Origin of the sequence: Niveibacterium umoris (assembly GCF_014197015.1) — a bacterium.
GTDB classification, from domain to species: Bacteria; Pseudomonadota; Gammaproteobacteria; order Burkholderiales; family Rhodocyclaceae; genus Niveibacterium; species Niveibacterium umoris.
The window spans coordinates 934890-951306 of the sequence record NZ_JACIET010000002.1 but is presented as its reverse complement, the minus strand read 5'-3'; the positions used below and the strand labels follow the sequence as shown (position 1 = coordinate 951306).

The following is a 16417-nucleotide window of genomic DNA, read 5'->3' as shown; positions in this document are numbered from 1 at the left end:
GCTCGTCCGCATTACATGTCGCCAATCCGCACGCCCCGTCTCGCCCCCCTGCTCGCCGCGCTGTCCGGCGCGTTGCTCGCCCTTCCGCTGCCCGCACTGGCCGAAGACTGGCTGGTCATCTCCGGCTACTCGTACCACTTCGAACGCCGCGACGAGTACCGTGCCGACAACCCCGGCCTCGGCTGGGAGCGCCCCTCCACCGAGTACCCCTGTTCCTGGATGGCCGGCTACTACCGCAACAGCTACGACCGCGACACCTTCTACGCCGGCGCCCGCTGGGAGCCCGACGTGGTGAAGTGGGAGCATGTAAAGCTCGGCGTCTTCGTCGGCCTCGCCAGCGGCTACTGGACCCCGGTCGTCGCGCTACCGATGGCCAGTTTCCAGTGGGGCCGCGTCGGCCTCAACCTCGTCGCCCTGCCGTCGATCCGCGAGTACTCAGGCTATGTGGGCGGGCAGGTGAAGTTCAGGTTTGACTGAACGAATCAGCCACGCGCTCCGATCGCCGCCAGCAGCGCCCGCGCCTCTCCCCCGACATTCGGAATCACGCTTTCCTTCGCGATGCGGGTCAGGGGTTCGCGGGCGGTTTGCTGCAGCAGGCTGCGAAGTTCGGGGTGGCGGGCGTAGAGCTGGCCGAGGGCAGTGATGGCCTTGGTGCGGTCGGCGTGGCTGGGCAGTGCGATGGCGCGCGCAAGGCTGCCGGCGAGGGCTTCGGCGACAGCCGGGTCGCGCACACGTTCGATGAAGCTCAGCACGAAGCGGCCGGTGAGGTTGCGCACTTCGGTGTCGGGATCGAGCAGGCGCGCGTGGATCGCGTCGATCGAGGCTTCCGGGTTGCCGGTCCAGGAAAGCAGTTGGATCGCGTCACGCCGATCGGGGTGGTTGGCATCGAGCGCCATCGCGACCATCGCCTCACGCTGCCCCACCATCAGGTCGCGCAACTGGGCGTCGTACATGCGCAGTTCGGAATCGTCGGCGACGAGAACGCCGGAAGGCGTGATGCGCTCGCCGGGCGAGTAGCCTTCGGCAGCGATTTCCTGCACCCGGTATTCGCGATGCGCGAGCATCTGGTGCACGTCCGGCGGCACGCGACCGATCGCCCTCGGCGCGGTGGAAGGCTGCAGACCGAAGTCGACATTGGCGTCTTCGAGAATCTCGACGATGTAGTGCAGCTGACCGCGGTCCATCGCGCCATTGCAGCTCACCGCGGCGATTGGCAGCTTCTTGAGCCGCTCGCACCACTTGAGCATTTCCTTTTCCTTCTGCGTCACCTCTTCGCCAAGGCGTATCGGCAACAGGGAGACGACCTGCTCGCGGGTGATGCGCTGGATGCCGATGATTTCGGTCTCGCCCCACACCATCTTGCGCTGCGCAAACGCGACGGCGGGCAGGGCGGCAACAACGAGAAGGGCGAGACGAACGGTGGCGTGCATGAAAGAATGATCCGGACTGGGATGGCGGGATTCTGGGGCGATCCGTGCGCGCACTCAAGCCGGCACCACCTGGCGGGCGCGTCGCCACCGCGGGAATCTTTCCACCTTCAGGCAGTCAATCGCAGACCCAACAGACGGAGCGTACCGATGGACACGATTCAGAAGGACCCGTTGCAGCAGCAGTTCGACAGCCTCAACCCGGCGATCCCCACCGACCGTCGCGGCTTCATCGCGGGCCTGGTCGCAAGCGGGTTTGCGCTTGCAGTGCAGCCGGTAGCGGCGCAGACGGTGATCAAGACCCCGGCCGACGGGCTCGTGACCGGGGCGGTCGACATTCCCGCCGGCGACCTCACGATCCGCGGCTACCGCGCGATGCCGGCCGGCAAGGGCCCCTTCCCGGTGGTGATGGTGGTTGAGGAGATCTTTGGCATTCATGAGTGGGTGCAGGACATCTGCCGCCGCCTGGCCAAGGCCGGCTACCTGGCCGTCGCGCCCGACCTGTTCGCGCGCCAGGGCGACCCGAGCAAGATCGATTCGATCCCCAAGATCATCGAAACCGTCATCTCCAAGGTGCCGGACGCACAGGTGATGCGCGATCTGGACGCGACCGCCGCCTGGGCCGCGGCCAATGGCGGCGATGCCACGCGGCTGGGCGTGACCGGCTTCTGCTGGGGCGGCCGCATCACCTGGCTGTACGCCGCGCACAACCCGAAACTCAAGGCCGGCGTGGCCTGGTACGGGCGCCTGGTCGGCCAGCCTGCGGAACTGACGCCGAAGCACCCGATCGACCTGATCGGCGCGTTCAAGGCGCCAGTGCTCGGTTTCTACGGCGGCAAGGATCAGGGCATCCCGGTCGCTTCGGTCGACCAGATGCAGGCCGCCCTGAAGGCGGCCGACAGCAAATCGGAAGTCCGCCTCTATGCCGAGGCCGACCACGGTTTCCTCGCCGACTACCGGCCCAGCTACAACCCGGCCGCGGCCGCAGATGCTTGGCCGCGGGCGCTGGCGTGGTTCAAGCAGCACGGCGTCTGATCGGCCGGAATTGGCCGGGCGCAATGCCCGGCCGGCGGGGGCGGCGTATGCTGGGCCGCCCTTTCCGCCAACGGCGATAACCATGCAGATCCCCACACCTCCGGTCAATATTCCGCTGCTCGGCTACTGGCTTGGCATTGCCGCGGTAGCGGCGTGCGCGGCGGCCGCGGTGCTGGAAGTGGGGCGCAAGCGTTTCGATGCCTTCGGCGTGGTGGTCGTCGCGTTCGCAGCCGCATTGGGTGGCGGCACCACTCGCGACCTGCTGCTTGGCCGACAGGTGTTCTGGATCGCCGATCCGACTTACCTGATCGCCGCCGCGCTCGCCGGCATCGCGGCCTTCGGGCTGGCGCGCCGCATGCGCCTGCCGCTCGACCTCTTCCTGATCCCCGACGCCATAGGGCTGGCGCTGTTCACCATTGTCGGTACCAAGGTCGCATTGAACGAAGGTACGCACTGGACGGTCGCCGGGCTGATGGGCGTGATCACCGGCGTGGTCGGCGGCATCCTGCGCGACGTGCTGGCCAACGAGGAGCCGGTGGTCTTTCATGGCGAGCTGTATGCAACGGCGGCCGGTGCCGGTGCGCTGACGCTGCTCGGCTTGCTGGCCCTCGACATCGACCCGCGCTGGGCGGCCTTCTGGGCGGGCAGCCTGATCTTTGCGGTGCGGCTTGCGGCGATCCGCTGGCACCTCCGCCTGCCGGAATTCCAGTCGCTGCGCTGAGCGTTACGCGCCGCCGGCATTGGCGTATAGTCCGCGCCTTCGCAAAAAGGAACCCGCCATGCAACTCGACCGCATCCTCCAGTCCCAGGGCTTCGGCAGCCGCAAGGAATGCCGCGGACTGGTCCGCCACGGCTTCGTCGTCATCGGCGGTGAAGTGCAGGAAGACCCGTTCGCCGACCTCGACCCGACTGGCCTCGAAATCGAGGTGGATGGCGAAACCTGGGCCTACCACGAGGTGGCCTATGTGATGTTGCACAAGCCGACCGGCTACGAGGTTTCGCACAAGCCGATCCACCACCCCAGCGTGTTCTCGCTGCTGCCCTCGCCGCTGCGCGCGCGCGGCGTGCAGGCGGTGGGCCGGCTCGATGAGGACACCACCGGCATGCTGATCCTCACCGAAGACGGCCAGCTGATCCACCAGCTCAGCTCGCCCAAGCGCGCGATTCCGAAGATCTACCAGGTCACGCTGAAGCACCCGGCCAACGATGAACTCGTTGCGGCGCTGCTCGCCGGCGTGCAGCTGCATGACGAGCCGGAGCCCGTGGTCGCGGCGGGCTGTGAAATCGTCGGGGAATGCGCGCTGCGCCTGACCATCACCGGCGGCAAGTACCACCAGGTCAAACGCATGATCGCCGCCGCCGGCAACCGGGTCGAGGCGCTGCACCGCAACGCCATCGGCCGGCTTGAGTTGCCGGCCGATCTGGCGCCTGGCGAATGGCGCTGGCTCACGCCGGCCGACCTCGCCGCACTGCGCTGCGAGGCCGACTGATCCGCTGCCCCTCAGCGCGCGACGGTTACCGATTTCGCGTTGAGGCCGCCTGACAGGCTGAATTCCCACTGCCCGCCGGCGGGCAGATTGTCCAGCGGCAGACTGGCGCTACCACCGGTCAGCCGCAGCGCCAGCACCGTCGCCTCGGCGCCGAGGTGCCGCACGCGCAGCACCGGGTAGCGCGCGGCGTCCCAGGTCAAAGTCAGCTTTCCGCCGGACTCGCTCCAGCTCACTTGCGCCGCGCTCGTCGTTGCGGTCGTACCGGCCACCGACGCAGCGGCCACAGGCGGTGCATCGAGCGTCACCGGCAGGCTCCGCGTGCCGCTCAGCACCTCGACTTTGGCAATTTCGCCGGGATTCTTCAGGAAGACGTGGAAGTGCTTCACGTCACCGGCCTCGTCGGCGACCTTGATCGGCGCGAATGGCACATCGACCACCGCGTTCGCGCTCGTCGTCACCCGCAGCGTATGGCTGCCGCCGCCGGCATAGGGCTGATCGCTCATGCGCGCGCCGGGCGGCTGCAGCCGCACCTTGCCATCGCGGATCTCGCCATAGAAGTCGAGCATCTCTACCGGTGCCGCAAACGGCGTCACCGCGGGGTAGGCGAAGGTCTGCATGTAAGTCTGAACCTGCGCATAGTAGTAGTCGGAGAACCACTCACCGTCGCAGTAGCCCATCACGTCATGCGCGATGCTGGCACCCGGGAAGTAAACCGTCTCCGGCCCGGTCGTGCCATTGCGGTCACTGTCGAATTCATGCACCGGATACGGCCCGAGCCCGCCGCCGGAATACGGGAAGCTGGTATCGGCATCCGGCGGGTTGCCACACGGTGCGTGGCCGAGCGTCATGTTATGGCCGACCTCGTGGGTGATCGTGTCGAGCGAGGCATTGGCGCTGAAGCCGTGACTGGGCGACAGGGCCACAGCGTCGAGAACGATCGCGCTCATGAAGCCACTGCCGCCCGAAGCGGGGTCGTTCTGGTAGGCCAGACCCGAAGTGCCACCGCTGAACCCGGGGGACGGCACCAGACCGACATAGTGCTTGCCGTTGCCTTCGAGATTGCGCAGCGCGTTCACTTCGGCGAGCGCGCTGCTCCAGCTGCCGCCCGCACTGCCCGACACGACAGTCGTGGTCAGCGTGTAAGGCGTGCGCACCGTCACCTGGATATTCGCGGCGTCGACCGGATAGGCGCGCGCAAACATGCGGCGCACGGTTTCGGTGTCGGGCACGGTACCCGTCGAACCGTTTGTCACCAGCGGCACCAGCAGCACTTTCAGGTTGGTCGCCTTGCCAACCGCGGGCGTTGCAGTCCGCGTCGCGCCGCTGTTGACCGGCGCCGTATTCGCGACGGTGATCTGCACGGACAGCCCGGTCTTCACGCAACTGGCCGGGATCTGAGCGCTGAAGGTGCCGGCCAGATTGTCGAGCGCCGGCGTTGTGGTCGGCAGACTCGACGGGCCGCTCAGCGTGACGCTGGGCAAGGCCGCGCAGCCGCTGATCGTGGCCGTCACGGCCGGACTCGCGATGGCCTGGTTTGCAGTGACATAGGCACGCAGGAGCGCCGCTTTTCCCGGAACCAGCAACTGCCGGGTACCGCCACTGGGCTGCGACATGGCCTGGGCCACGTCGACCTGGCTGATCGAAACAACCGGTGCAGTGCCGGTTGTCAGCGTGAAGCTGCCTACATTGAAGCTCTGCCCGCCGGAAATGCTTAGCACGATCGCACCACTGGCGTTCGGCGCGGCGAGATCGAGCGTCGTTGAAGTCTGCGCGAGGATGCTCGCAGCGACGCCGCCAATCGTTGCGCCCGTCGCCGAATCGAGCGCCGTGCCGGTCAAGCGAATCACCGTACCTTGCGGGCCGGAATTCGGCGAAATGCTGGTGACCGTGATCACCGCCGGCAGCAGGTTGAAGGTCTGGGTGACGGTACGGGTGGAACCATTGGTCATCAGCAGCGCGAGCGTGCCGTTGCTGGCGCCGGTCGGCACCACCACGACCACTTCGGTACCGCTGCGCGAGGTCGGTATCACGCTGACGCCGCCAACGATCACCCGCGACACATTGGCCAGGTTCACACCCGCCAGGGTCAGCGAGTCGCCCGGCCTCGCCGAGGCGGGCGTGACCGCGGTGACCTGCGGCACGCCGAGTACGGTCAGCGCGGTCGGCGCCGGGAAGGAAGCGGTGCCCGACAACAAGGTCACGGTGCCGCTGACCGCGGCATCAGGAACCACGAACGTCAGGCGGGTTTCGCTGACCAGGGTAAAGCCGACGTCGAGCGTGCCGACACGCACCCCGGTCACGCTGCTCAGGCTGGTGCCGGCCACGGTCACCGTGTCGCCCGGATAGACGAAAGCCGGGCTGATCCCGGTAATGGTGAGCGTGGTCGTATTGCCACCGCCCGACGAACTTCCACCACCCCCGCCACCGCAGCCGGCAATAAAGGAAAGGGCAATCAGCAGCGTCAGGAAACGAGTCAGGCAGCGCATGGCGGGCATCCTCAGACCGATCAGGTCTGGTTGAAAACAATCAGTGGGTGGCAGCGGAAGATCCGGTCTGCGAATCGCTTCCAGTTCAGCTTGCCGGGGCGGACTCAATGGCGATGGCTGCGGGCAGCCAGTTCGCGAATCAGTCTCACGGTATCAATATCGGCAGCGTGGTACGCGGCCTTAACGTAAGCGGCATATTCGCCGTCGCGACCCTCGCTGGTGTCGTCGAGCGTCGTGCTGTAAGCAAAGCGCAGCACCATCAGCCCCTCGCCCGGCTCTTCGATCGTCACCGCGAGTCGCGCTGCCGGTCTCGCGCCTTCGGCCTCGGACTCGAACCTCACCGACCGCTCGGTATCGAGATGCACCGTGTCGCGCATGCGGAAATTGCCGAAATCCAGCACGCGTTCGACCTGCGACCCAACCCGACTGAGGATTTCGCAACCCACCAGCGCCGGCTGAAAGGCGCACGGATCTTCGACGCGCCACATCAGTCCGGCCCACACTTGCTCGCGCGTCAGCGTGTCGGCAAGGGGTTCCAGAGGATCGTTGATCACCACTACATGTTCGAACTGCACGCGGACCTCGATTTCCGGCGGAATATTGCCAAGTCTCGCACAGGCGGCACATGCCTCGGCGAGTCGCAGCGGTTTCCATTTGTTTTCAGCGAGATAGCTTGGGCTTGCCGGATGCGTCGTCTATAATCCCGGAACTCCGAGGAGCGCTGCGAGAGGCGGGCATGGCCCGCATCCCAGGCTCGGACCCCGCCGGTCGGCGCAATGCCGCGGCAGGCAAGAACCGCGCTCACCCTGTCCAACCCTCGCCGGGCTTGGGTAGCGTGAGACGGCCAGACTGCCCCACCTCCCTCCCGGCCACACCGTTCAAGGAGTTCACATGAACACCGTGGCTGATACCAAAGATTACGTCATCGCCGACCTGTCGCTCGCCGACTGGGGCCGCAAGGAAATCAAGATTGCCGAGGGCGAGATGCCCGGCCTGATGGCGATCCGCGACGAGTACGCCGCTGCGCAGCCGCTCAAGGGCGCGCGCATCACCGGCTCGCTGCACATGACGATCCAGACCGCCGTGCTGATCGAGACGCTCACCGCGCTGGGCGCCGAAGTGCGCTGGGCCTCGTGCAACATCTTCTCGACGCAGGACCACGCCGCCGCCGCGATCGCCGCGCAGGGCATCCCGGTCTTCGCCGTGAAGGGCGAAACGCTGACCGATTACTGGGACTACACCCACCGCATCTTCGAGTGGGCCGACGGTGGTTTTTCCAACATGATCCTCGACGATGGCGGCGACGCCACGCTGCTGCTGCACCTGGGCGCGAAGGCCGAGAAGGATCTGTCGGTGATCGCCAAGCCGACGTCCGAAGAAGAAACCATCCTCTTCGCGGCGATCAAGGCCAAGCTCGCGACCGACCCGACCTGGTACTCGACGCGTCTGGCACAGATCAAGGGTGTCACCGAAGAGACCACGACCGGCGTGCATCGCCTGTACCAGATGCACCAGCGCGGCGATCTGAAGTTCCCGGCGATCAACGTGAACGACTCGGTCACCAAGTCGAAGTTCGACAACCTCTACGGCTGCCGTGAATCGCTGGTCGACGGCATCAAGCGTGCCACCGACGTGATGATCGCCGGCAAGATCGCCGTGGTGTGCGGCTACGGCGACGTGGGCAAGGGCTCCGCGCAGGCGCTGCGCGCGCTGTCGGCACAAGTGTGGGTCACCGAAATCGACCCGATCTGCGCACTGCAGGCCGCGATGGAAGGCTACCGCGTGGTGACCATGGAGTACGCCGCCGACAAGGCCGACATCTTCGTCACCACCACCGGCAACTTCCATGTGATCCAGCACGACCACATGGCGGCGATGAAGAACAACGCCATCGTCTGCAACATCGGCCACTTCGACAACGAGATCGACGTCGCCTCGCTCGAGAAGTACCAGTGGGAAGAGATCAAGCCGCAGGTCGATCACGTGATCTTCCCGGACGGCAAGCGCATCATCCTGCTCGCCAAGGGCCGCCTCGTGAACCTGGGCTGCGGCACCGGCCACCCGAGCTACGTGATGTCGTCGTCCTTCGCGAACCAGACCATCGCGCAGATCGAACTCTTCACCAAGACTGCCGACTACCCGGTAGGCGTCTACACGCTGCCCAAGCACCTCGACGAAAAGGTCGCGCGCCTGCAGCTGAAGACCCTCAACGCCCAGCTGACGACGCTGCGCCCCGAGCAGGCCGCCTACATCGGCGTGCCGGTCGAGGGTCCGTACAAGGCCGAGCACTACCGCTACTGATGCGCGCACGCGCCCTCGCACCGCTCTGCGCACTGCTGCTCGCCGCTTGCGGCGGGCAGCAGTTCGTGCGCCTGACACCCGAGGAACAGCAGAAGCTCGCCACGCCCGGCATCCGCATCAACGCGATCGCAGAGCAGGCCACGCCCGTCGTGGCCGAGCTGCTGGCGCGCACGGAGGCCGAGGTGCTCGCCGCCGGTCGGCCCTTGAGCGATGCCGAACGCGAGATCGCGCGCGCGCTCGGTGTTGCCGCGCCGGAAAAGGTCCGCATTGAAGTGCGGCAGCGTTTCCCGATGCCGGACGATCCGCGGCTGGTCACTGTCGCACGTGAGATGGGCCTGATCTTCGGCACCGACGAGGAAGCCGGGCGCACGCAGGGCCACGCGATTCTGGTCAAACCCGGCTTCGCGGAATCCCGCCGCGTGATCTCGCACGAGCTGGTGCACGTCGCCCAGTACGAGCGTTTGGGTGGTGTTACGCCTTACGCACGGGAGTATCTGATCGAGATGCTTGCGCTGGGCTATGCTCGCGCGCCACTCGAACAGGAAGCCTACGCGCGGCAGATCACCACGCCGTAGTCCGACCGATGTCGATGAACTCCTTCCACGCGCGCAACAGCAAGCCGCGCGCCACGCAAAGCAAACGCAGCGTCACCGCGCATGCCGGCACCCGCGCCGACCAGTTGCTCGTCGAGCGCGGCCTCGCTGGGTCGCGCACCGCGGCGCAGCGGCTGATTGCGGCGGGCCGAGTGAGCTGGCAGTCGCCGCAGGGGACGCAGCGGGTTGGAAAACCGGCCGACTACCTGCCCGACAGTGCCGAGCTGCAGGTCGCCGAGGATGCCGAGGACCGCTTCGTGTCGCGCGGCGGCCACAAGCTGGCTGGCGCGCTGGCGCAAAGCGGCGTCGCAGTCGCCGGACGCTGCTGCCTCGACCTGGGCCAGAGCACCGGCGGTTTCAGCGACTGCCTGCTGCAGGCGGGCGCGGCGAATGTGATTGGTGTCGAGGTCGGGCATGGCCAGTTGCATGCGCGCCTCGCGGACGACGCACGCGTCGTCACGCTGGAAGGCCTCAATGCCCGTTCGCTGAGCGCCAGCGATCTGGGCGAACACTTTCCACAAGGCGGCTTCGACCTGGTCACCGGCGATTTGAGCTTCATCTCGCTGACCCTGGTCTTGCCCGCCGCTGCCGCACTGATGCACCCGCAAGCTGACCTGCTGATGCTGGTGAAGCCGCAATTCGAAGTGGGCCCAAAAGGCCTCGCGAAAGGCGGCATCGTGCGCGACACGGCGCTTTACCCGGAAGTCGAAGCCAGGATCCGTGCGGCCTGCGCCGACTGCGGCCTCACCGTGCAAGGTTGGTACGACTCGCCGATCACCGGCGGCGACGGCAACCGCGAATTTTTCGTCCATGCGCGCCGCGCAGCGGACGCCCCCGAATCAGCAGGTCAGTCATGACAGACAAACCCACATTCAGCATCGAATTCTTCCCGCCCGCGACGCCCGAAGGCGTCGAGAAGCTGCGCCTTGCACGCGCCCAACTGGCGCAACTCAACCCGGCGTTCTTCTCCGTCACCTACGGGGCCGGCGGCTCTACGCGCGACCGCACGCTGGAGATCGTGCGCGAGATCCAGGCCGAAGGCCTGCACGCGGCGCCGCACCTGTCGTGCATCGGCGCAACCAAGGACAGCATCCGCGACCACCTGGCGGAGTTCCGCGAGATGGGCGTGACCCGCATCGTCGCACTGCGCGGCGACCTGCCCTCCGGCATGGCCGACCCGGGCGAGTTCCGCTACGCCAACGAGCTGGTTGCCTTCATCCGCGCCGAAACCGGTGACGCCTTCCATATCGAGGTGGCCGGCTATCCGGAATTCCACCCGCAGGCGCGCAGCGCCACCGCCGACCTCGACGCCTTCGCGACCAAGGTGCGCGCCGGGGCCAACTCCGCGATCACGCAGTACTTCTACAACGCCGACGCCTACTTCCAGTTCGTCGACGAAGCGTGGGCCCGCGGCGTGGAGATCCCGATCGTGCCAGGCATCATGCCGATCGCGTCGTTCAGCAAGCTGGCGCGCTTCTCGGATGCGTGCGGCGCCGAGATCCCGCAATGGATGCGCCGCCGCTTCGAGGCACTGGGCGACGACACGGCGAGCGTGAAAGCGCTGGGCCTGGATATCGTGACCGAGCTGTGCGAGCGTCTGCTCGAAGGCGGCGCGCCGGGCCTGCACTTCTACACGCTGAACCAGGCCGGGCTGACCACCACCATCTGGCAGCGGCTCGGACTGGCCTGAGGCCGCTCAGAAGCTGGAACCCGGCTGGGCGAGGAACTGGCGCTCGACTTCGGTCGTCTTGCGGCCGAGTTGGGCGTTGCGATGCGGGAAGCGCCCGAAACGGGCGATCACCTCGCGATGACGGCGGGCGTAATCAAGGTAATCGGCGGCGCCCGGCCACTCTGCGGTGAGCGCCTCGAACAGGGCCACGGCGCGATCCTGCATCACCAGTGATTCCGAATGCTCGAAGGGCAGGTAGGCGAAGACGCGCTTGACCGGCGAGAGGTAGCGGTCTTCGCCGGCGTCGATCAGAAGCTGGGCCGTCGCCAGTGCGAGTGCATCGCCCGCAAAGGCGAGCGCGGTGCCGCGATGGACGTTGCGGGTGAATTGGTCGAGCACAATGATGCGCGCCAGCGCGCCTTGAGGGTCGTCGGCCCACTCCTGGAAGCCGCCGGCCAGGGCTGCATCGATGACAGTGCCGAAGCGCCGCGCAATCGATGCATCGAAGGCGTCGTCCTTGGCAAACCATTCGCGGCGCGGGCGGCCGTGCGCCGGATCGTGCGCAGGCAGGAACCAGAAGTCGAGGACGGCACGTGCGCCAAGGCTCATCCCTTGCTCCTGTCGCCGCGCACCGTCGCGAGCGCGGGCGGCGCATCGCCGTAAGCCGATTTCCAGCGTGCGTTGAGTGCCTCAAAAGCATCGGCGCGTTGTTCCGGCAGACCATCGGGGGTATGCCAGTTCGCCACCCTTGTCTCGATCGCGAAGTGGCTGGTCGGCGGAATCGCCGACGGGTCGTCGAAGCTGCCGATGGACAGGTCGAGCCGCGGTGAATCCGCAAACTGAAAGCTGAGCGGCGTGCCGCAATGCGGGCAAAAGCCGCGTTCGGCGATGCGCGACGAGGCATACCGCCGCGGCTGCTCTGCCTGCCACTCGACGTCGGCCGCCGCGACGTTGACCCAGGGTGCGAAGACGCTCCCGAACGCCAGCTGACACATCCGGCAGTGGCAGTAGTAGCCCTCCGGCCTTTCGATGCGTACCCGATAGCGGACCGCGCCGCACAGGCAACCGCCGTGATAGATGCGCGCAGCTTCGTTCATGACGCCCCCGTCTGACAGTGCTTCGCCTCGGAACGCCCCAGGGGTGCGGGCGGCGCAACCCGCACCGGGTGGATCTTGCGATCGCCAGGTTACGGCCGAGATGCGGCAACAAAACCTGAAGGCGCGAGTGTCACCGAGCCTTGTCGGATCCCGCCATCAGGTGTTCCCAGTACTGGGTGCGGCGAGGATAGTCCTCTACCGGCTCGAGCCAGATCAGCTTGTCCTCAGGACGCGCCCCTCCGCCGCCGCCCGACGCGAGCGTGTTGGCCAACCCCTGCCGGGCCGTGAGTTGTGCGCTAACTTCCGGCGTCAGCGTGAAGTTGATCCAGGCTTCGGCAAGGGCCCGGTTCTTTGCGCCGCGCATCACCGCCCAGCAGTCGAGCCAGGCCAGCGCCCCTTCTTTCGGGATGACGTAGCCGATGTCGGCGCCCGCCTTTTCGAGTTGCTGCACCTGCTGGTCGCCATAATTGGCCCACACCAGCGCTACCTCCTTGGTGCGGAACAACTCCACAACCTGCTCGGGCTTGCTGTAGAAGACGAGCGCACTGTCACGCAATTGCTTGAGCCGGTTCTCGGCCTGTACGAACTGCGGCTGCGAGAGATGGAAGGGGTCGCTGACACCGAGCGACAGCGCTGCGAGGCTGAAATTGTGACTGCTGCCGTTATAGGCCAATACCTTGCCGCGGTACTTCGGATCCCACAGCGCGTTGATCGAGGCCGGCGCCTTCGGCACGAGCTTGCGGTTGTAGATGATGCCCATCGCCGAATAGGTGAAGGGGACCGCATAGGGCACGCCCTTGCGGGTGATGCCCGGGATGTTCGCCGTGCTCCGGAATCGCGCACTTTGCTGCTGCGTGTTCGGCACATTTGCAAGCCGCAGCGGCACCACCAGCTCCCGATCGATGTAGCGCTGCAACTCGGCCGTATTCGCGGCGATGACGTCGAATGCCTTGCTGTTGGCGCGTTCCCACATTTCGTCGTCGGAGCCCACGAAGGTGACTTCGACACTGACCTTGAAACGAGACTCGAAAGCCTGCACCCAGTCCGGATCTGCATACCCTGGCCAGGTGAGCACCCGCAGGGTTTCGCCAGCCAGCGCGACAGGCGAAAGGCACAACGCAAGCAGCAGAGGAAGGAGTTTCCGCAGCACCGTCGTCATGCCCGCACCCTGTTCGCTACGCGCTCTTGCGGCGGCTGCGCGGCGCCGGCTTCTCCGCCGGAGCCGCCTCGTCGGCATCCGCCTTCTTCTTCGCCGGCGCCTTTGGCGCCTTCTTCTCGAACTCGAAACCCACCTTGCCGTCCTCGCCACGTACGAGGAAGGCGGAGAACTTGCGCCGCGTGCGCGACGAGACGAAGTTCTTCAACAGATCGGTGCGCCCTTCGCCGAGCAGCTTCTGCATCTGCGACGCTTCGATTTCCTGCTGCAGGATGACCTTGCCGGAGCGGAAATCGCAGGATTTCCCCGGGCCGACCGACTTCTCGCAAACATACGAGAGACCATGGTCGTAGACGTTTGACCGGCACTTCGGGCATGGCCCCAAGGCTTCCTGACCGGAGAAGTCGACCGGCTCGGCGTTCTCGTCGTCCTTCGGTTGGCCGAAATCGAATTCGGGCTGCTTCTCGTCGTTAAGCTTGATGATCGCGTTGAACGGCCGCCCCATCTTGTTGCGGAAGCCGACCAGCGGGCCGACCGTGCCGTCGGTCAGCAAGGTTTCGATCTCGCCCGGTTCGAACTGACGCCCGGCGACGATCTTCCACAGCGAGTAGTCGCAGTCGCTGCACTGGAACTTCTTGTAGGTTTCGCGGATCAAGCCGCCGCACTTCGGGCACGGCGACTTCAGGATGCCGAAATCGCCCGGAATGGTGTCGCTATCGTAAGTCTTGGCGCGCTCGACGATGTGCTTCGTCATCTCGGCGATCTCGCGCATGAAATCGGCGCGCGAGAGTTCACCGCGTTCGATGCGACCCAGCTTGTATTCCCACTCGCCGGTCAGCTCCGGCGAGGTCAGCTCCTCGACCGACAGGCCCTTGAGCAGCGTGATCAGCGAGAACGCCTTGGCCGTGGGAATCAGTTCGCGGCCTTCGCGCAACATGTACTGCTCAGCGATCAGGTTCTCGATGATCTGCGCCCGCGTAGCGGGTGTGCCAAGGCCGCGGCCACCCATCGCTTCACGCAGCTCTTCGTCATCGACCAGCTTGCCGGCACCTTCCATGGCCGACAGCAGCGTCGCTTCGTTGTAGCGCGCCGGCGGCTTGGTGACATTGGCCCTCACGATGACGTCATCGGTACGTACCACCTCGCCCGGTTTGACCGGCGCAAGTGCGGGGGTGGCGTCGTCCTTGTCCTCGGCACTTGCCGCTTCCTTGCCCCACACCGCGAGCCAGCCCGGATTGACCAGCACCTTGCCCTCAGTCTTGAAGGCCTCGCCCTCGACGCGGGTGATACGGGTGGTCACCAGATACTCGGCGGCGGGATAGAACACCGACAGGAAGCGTTTGACGACGAGGTCATACAGCTTCGCCTCGGCATCCGACAGGCTCTTGGGCACCGTCCCGGTCGGGATGATGGCGAAGTGATCGGAAATCTTGGCGTTGTTGAAGATGCGCTTGTTCGGCTTGACCCAGCCCTGCTTGACGATCTGGTTCGCAAACGGGGCATAGCGGTCTGGCAGCCCGGCAAGTACGCCGCCGACGGTCGGCAGATAGTCTTCCGGCAAGGCGCGCGAATCGGTCCGCGGATAGGTCAGGGCCTTGTGCTTTTCGTACAGCGCCTGCGCCAGTTGCAAGGTGGTGCGGGCGGAAAATCCGAAGCGGCCGTTGGCTTCACGCTGCAGGCTCGTCAAATCGAACAGCAGCGGCGAGAGCTGGGTGGAAGGCTTGCTCTGCTCCTCTACCTTGCCCGGCTTGCCGTCGCACTTGGCGCGGATCGACTCTGCACGCGCCTTGTCCCACAGACGGCTGGCGGTCGCGTGCTCGTCGTTCTCGTCTTTCTTGAACTTTTCATCGAACCAACGCCCGACGTAAGGCCCCGCCGCCGCGCCGAACTGGCCTTCCAGTTCCCAGTAATCGCGCGAGACGAACTTGCGGATGCGCTCCTCGCGCTCGACCACCAGCGCCAGCGTCGGCGTCTGCACGCGACCGACCGTGGTCAGGTGAAAACCGCCACTCTTCGAGTTGAAAGCGGTCATCGCGCGGGTGCCGTTGATGCCGATCAGCCAGTCGCTCTCGGCACGGCTCATCGCGGCGTCTGCCAGACCGGCGAGCTCCTTGGCCGGGCGCAGGCGCGCAAAACCATCGCGGATCGCTGCTGCCGTCATCGACTGCAGCCACAGGCGCTGGGTCGGTTTGTCGGTCTTCGCATGCTGGGCGATGTAATTGAAGATCAGCTCGCCTTCTCGCCCCGCGTCACACGCGTTCACCAAGCCTGTCACGTCCTTGCGCTTGATCAGCTTGCTCAAAAGCTTGAGCCGATCGGCGGTCTTGTCGATCGGGTTCAGGGCGAAGTGCGGCGGAATCATCGGCAGGTGCGCAAAGCTCCACTTGCCGCGCTTGACCTCATATTCCTCGGGCACCGCGAGTTCGAGCAGGTGGCCGATCGCCGAGCTGAGCACGTACTGCTCCGACTCGAAGTAGTCGCCTTCGCGGGTAAAGCCGCCCAGCGCGCGGGCGATGTCCTGCGCCACGGAGGGCTTTTCGGCAATGATCAGTAGCTTGCTCATGTTGGATCGATTACGGCAGCATCCGCGCCGCCTTGAGGACGACAACGGGTGGACTGAAATGCGGGACGCCGCGCGCCATCGCGCGCCGGCAATGTTTTGCTAATGCAGCAGTTCGGCGCCGGAGCCCTCGTCGCTCCATGGCGGCACCTCGGCGTTCGACAGCAGCTCTTCCATGATCAGGGCATCAACGTTGTCCTGCTGTTGCCACAGCACCATCAGGACGATGACCTTCAGCTTGGCAAGCGTCAGGTCGACGCCGGGCAAGGCCAGTGCGCGCTCGATGATGCGCTCGCGACCCAGCGGGTCAAGCACGCCGGAGTGTTCGAGGAAGGCGATGAAGCCGCGGCAATCCGCGTCGAGGCGCGCAAGTTCGGGCGCACCGTAGATGCGGAACGAGCGATTGTCGCGTTCGATTTTGGGCGAATCCGTTCCCGCTACACGCTGCAGGCCCGACAACCACTCGAGGGCGGTATCGATGTCCTCTGGCTCGAAGCCGGCCGCGGTGAGCTTGCGGGCGAGCTGTTCCGGCTCGGGGCAGGCTTCCGGGTAACCGTAGCTTTCAAAGACGTAAACGAGGATGTCGATCATTGCGCAGCCAGT

The 16417-nt window shown here is 65.9% G+C and carries 16 protein-coding genes and 1 riboswitch; of the genes, 8 read left to right on the top strand and 8 right to left on the bottom strand.

The window, feature by feature from the left end; translation table 11 throughout:
* The first annotated feature begins 15 nt into the window (after positions 1-15).
* The gene (locus GGR36_RS16335; protein ID WP_183635847.1) at positions 16-477 is read left to right on the top strand and encodes a hypothetical protein; all 462 of its coding nucleotides are present in this window, start codon (positions 16-18) and stop codon (positions 475-477) included.
* Positions 478-482: 5 nt separating this feature from the next.
* On the opposite strand, the gene GGR36_RS16330 is transcribed toward GGR36_RS16335, so the two are convergent.
* Positions 483-1430, bottom strand: a complete 948-nt coding sequence (locus GGR36_RS16330) for a hypothetical protein (protein ID WP_183635846.1) — start codon at positions 1428-1430, stop codon at positions 483-485.
* A gap of 147 nt (positions 1431-1577) precedes the next feature.
* Between GGR36_RS16330 and GGR36_RS16325 the strand changes: the two genes are divergently transcribed.
* The 3 genes from GGR36_RS16325 (at position 1578) to GGR36_RS16315 (ending at position 3952) form a co-directional block, all read left to right on the top strand.
* The gene (locus tag GGR36_RS16325) at positions 1578-2462 is read left to right on the top strand and encodes a dienelactone hydrolase family protein (protein WP_183635845.1); all 885 of its coding nucleotides are present in this window, start codon (positions 1578-1580) and stop codon (positions 2460-2462) included.
* Positions 2463-2544: 82 nt separating this feature from the next.
* Entirely contained in the window at positions 2545-3183 is a 639-nt protein-coding gene (locus tag GGR36_RS16320) for a trimeric intracellular cation channel family protein (protein ID WP_183635844.1), read from the top strand.
* A 58-nt stretch (positions 3184-3241) separates the two neighbouring features.
* Positions 3242-3952: a 16S rRNA pseudouridine(516) synthase gene (locus GGR36_RS16315; RefSeq protein ID WP_183635843.1), complete on the top strand. Its 711-nt coding sequence runs from the start codon at positions 3242-3244 to the stop codon at positions 3950-3952.
* Between the two features lie 11 nt (positions 3953-3963).
* Here the strand turns inward: GGR36_RS16315 and GGR36_RS16310 are convergent, their stop codons facing one another.
* Both GGR36_RS16310 and GGR36_RS16305 read right to left on the bottom strand, forming a co-directional pair.
* Positions 3964-6438, bottom strand: a complete 2475-nt coding sequence (locus tag GGR36_RS16310; protein ID WP_183635842.1) for a M12 family metallo-peptidase — start codon at positions 6436-6438, stop codon at positions 3964-3966.
* 104 nt (positions 6439-6542) lie between these two features.
* Positions 6543-7013, bottom strand: a complete 471-nt coding sequence (locus GGR36_RS16305) for an AtaL-like protein (RefSeq protein ID WP_183635841.1) — start codon at positions 7011-7013, stop codon at positions 6543-6545.
* A 132-nt stretch (positions 7014-7145) separates the two neighbouring features.
* Positions 7146-7248, top strand: a riboswitch (S-adenosyl-L-homocysteine riboswitch).
* 81 nt (positions 7249-7329) lie between these two features.
* Between GGR36_RS16305 and ahcY the strand changes: the two genes are divergently transcribed.
* The 4 genes from ahcY to metF are packed head-to-tail and all read left to right on the top strand — an operon-like array spanning position 7330 to position 11022.
* The gene (gene ahcY / locus GGR36_RS16300; RefSeq protein ID WP_183635840.1) at positions 7330-8739 is read left to right on the top strand and encodes an adenosylhomocysteinase; all 1410 of its coding nucleotides are present in this window, start codon (positions 7330-7332) and stop codon (positions 8737-8739) included.
* Entirely contained in the window at positions 8739-9314 is a 576-nt protein-coding gene (locus GGR36_RS16295; RefSeq protein ID WP_183635839.1) for a hypothetical protein, read from the top strand. The genes ahcY and GGR36_RS16295 overlap by 1 nt, the downstream gene beginning before the upstream one ends.
* Before the next feature lie 14 nt (positions 9315-9328).
* Positions 9329-10189: a TlyA family RNA methyltransferase gene (locus GGR36_RS16290; RefSeq protein WP_338086711.1), complete on the top strand. Its 861-nt coding sequence runs from the start codon at positions 9329-9331 to the stop codon at positions 10187-10189.
* On the top strand, positions 10186-11022 hold the full coding sequence (gene metF / locus GGR36_RS16285; protein WP_183635837.1) for a methylenetetrahydrofolate reductase [NAD(P)H]: 837 nt from the start codon (positions 10186-10188) through the stop codon (positions 11020-11022). Before GGR36_RS16290 ends, metF begins: the two co-directional genes overlap by 4 nt.
* A gap of 6 nt (positions 11023-11028) precedes the next feature.
* On the opposite strand, the gene GGR36_RS16280 is transcribed toward metF, so the two are convergent.
* From GGR36_RS16280 to GGR36_RS16260, 5 genes are all read right to left on the bottom strand, one after another.
* Positions 11029-11610 carry a DUF924 family protein gene (locus GGR36_RS16280; RefSeq protein WP_183635836.1) on the bottom strand — a complete coding sequence of 194 codons (582 nt, stop codon included), beginning with the start codon at positions 11608-11610 and terminating at the stop codon, positions 11029-11031.
* A complete protein-coding gene (locus tag GGR36_RS16275; RefSeq protein ID WP_183635835.1) occupies positions 11607-12098 on the bottom strand; it encodes a GFA family protein in 492 nt (163 codons plus the stop codon). The genes GGR36_RS16280 and GGR36_RS16275 overlap by 4 nt, the downstream gene beginning before the upstream one ends.
* 130 nt (positions 12099-12228) lie before the next feature.
* Positions 12229-13257, bottom strand: coding sequence for an extracellular solute-binding protein (locus GGR36_RS16270; RefSeq protein ID WP_183635834.1), 1029 nt, complete (start codon positions 13255-13257; stop codon positions 12229-12231).
* A gap of 16 nt (positions 13258-13273) precedes the next feature.
* Positions 13274-15817 carry a DNA topoisomerase III gene (locus tag GGR36_RS16265; protein WP_183635833.1) on the bottom strand — a complete coding sequence of 848 codons (2544 nt, stop codon included), beginning with the start codon at positions 15815-15817 and terminating at the stop codon, positions 13274-13276.
* A gap of 99 nt (positions 15818-15916) precedes the next feature.
* Positions 15917-16405 carry a Smg family protein gene (locus GGR36_RS16260; RefSeq protein ID WP_183635832.1) on the bottom strand — a complete coding sequence of 163 codons (489 nt, stop codon included), beginning with the start codon at positions 16403-16405 and terminating at the stop codon, positions 15917-15919.
* Positions 16406-16417 lie beyond the last annotated feature (12 nt).

What these genes read in the sequence shown, in the direction of transcription:
- GGR36_RS16280 (WP_183635836.1), bottom strand. Translation starts at nt 11,610, where the DNA reads ATGAGCCTTGGCGCACGTGCCGTCCTCGACTTCTGGTTCCTGCCTGCG.
- GGR36_RS16325 (WP_183635845.1), top strand. Translation starts at nt 1,578, where the DNA reads ATGGACACGATTCAGAAGGACCCGTTGCAGCAGCAGTTCGACAGCCTC.
- GGR36_RS16270 (WP_183635834.1), bottom strand. Translation starts at nt 13,257, where the DNA reads ATGACGACGGTGCTGCGGAAACTCCTTCCTCTGCTGCTTGCGTTGTGC.
- GGR36_RS16310 (WP_183635842.1), bottom strand. Translation starts at nt 6,438, where the DNA reads ATGCGCTGCCTGACTCGTTTCCTGACGCTGCTGATTGCCCTTTCCTTT.
- ahcY (WP_183635840.1), top strand. Translation starts at nt 7,330, where the DNA reads ATGAACACCGTGGCTGATACCAAAGATTACGTCATCGCCGACCTGTCG.
- GGR36_RS16320 (WP_183635844.1), top strand. Translation starts at nt 2,545, where the DNA reads ATGCAGATCCCCACACCTCCGGTCAATATTCCGCTGCTCGGCTACTGG.
- GGR36_RS16335 (WP_183635847.1), top strand. Translation starts at nt 16, where the DNA reads ATGTCGCCAATCCGCACGCCCCGTCTCGCCCCCCTGCTCGCCGCGCTG.
- GGR36_RS16330 (WP_183635846.1), bottom strand. Translation starts at nt 1,430, where the DNA reads ATGCACGCCACCGTTCGTCTCGCCCTTCTCGTTGTTGCCGCCCTGCCC.
- GGR36_RS16290 (WP_338086711.1), top strand. Translation starts at nt 9,329, where the DNA reads ATGAACTCCTTCCACGCGCGCAACAGCAAGCCGCGCGCCACGCAAAGC.
- GGR36_RS16295 (WP_183635839.1), top strand. Translation starts at nt 8,739, where the DNA reads ATGCGCGCACGCGCCCTCGCACCGCTCTGCGCACTGCTGCTCGCCGCT.
- GGR36_RS16265 (WP_183635833.1), bottom strand. Translation starts at nt 15,817, where the DNA reads ATGAGCAAGCTACTGATCATTGCCGAAAAGCCCTCCGTGGCGCAGGAC.
- metF (WP_183635837.1), top strand. Translation starts at nt 10,186, where the DNA reads ATGACAGACAAACCCACATTCAGCATCGAATTCTTCCCGCCCGCGACG.
- GGR36_RS16315 (WP_183635843.1), top strand. Translation starts at nt 3,242, where the DNA reads ATGCAACTCGACCGCATCCTCCAGTCCCAGGGCTTCGGCAGCCGCAAG.
- GGR36_RS16275 (WP_183635835.1), bottom strand. Translation starts at nt 12,098, where the DNA reads ATGAACGAAGCTGCGCGCATCTATCACGGCGGTTGCCTGTGCGGCGCG.
- GGR36_RS16260 (WP_183635832.1), bottom strand. Translation starts at nt 16,405, where the DNA reads ATGATCGACATCCTCGTTTACGTCTTTGAAAGCTACGGTTACCCGGAA.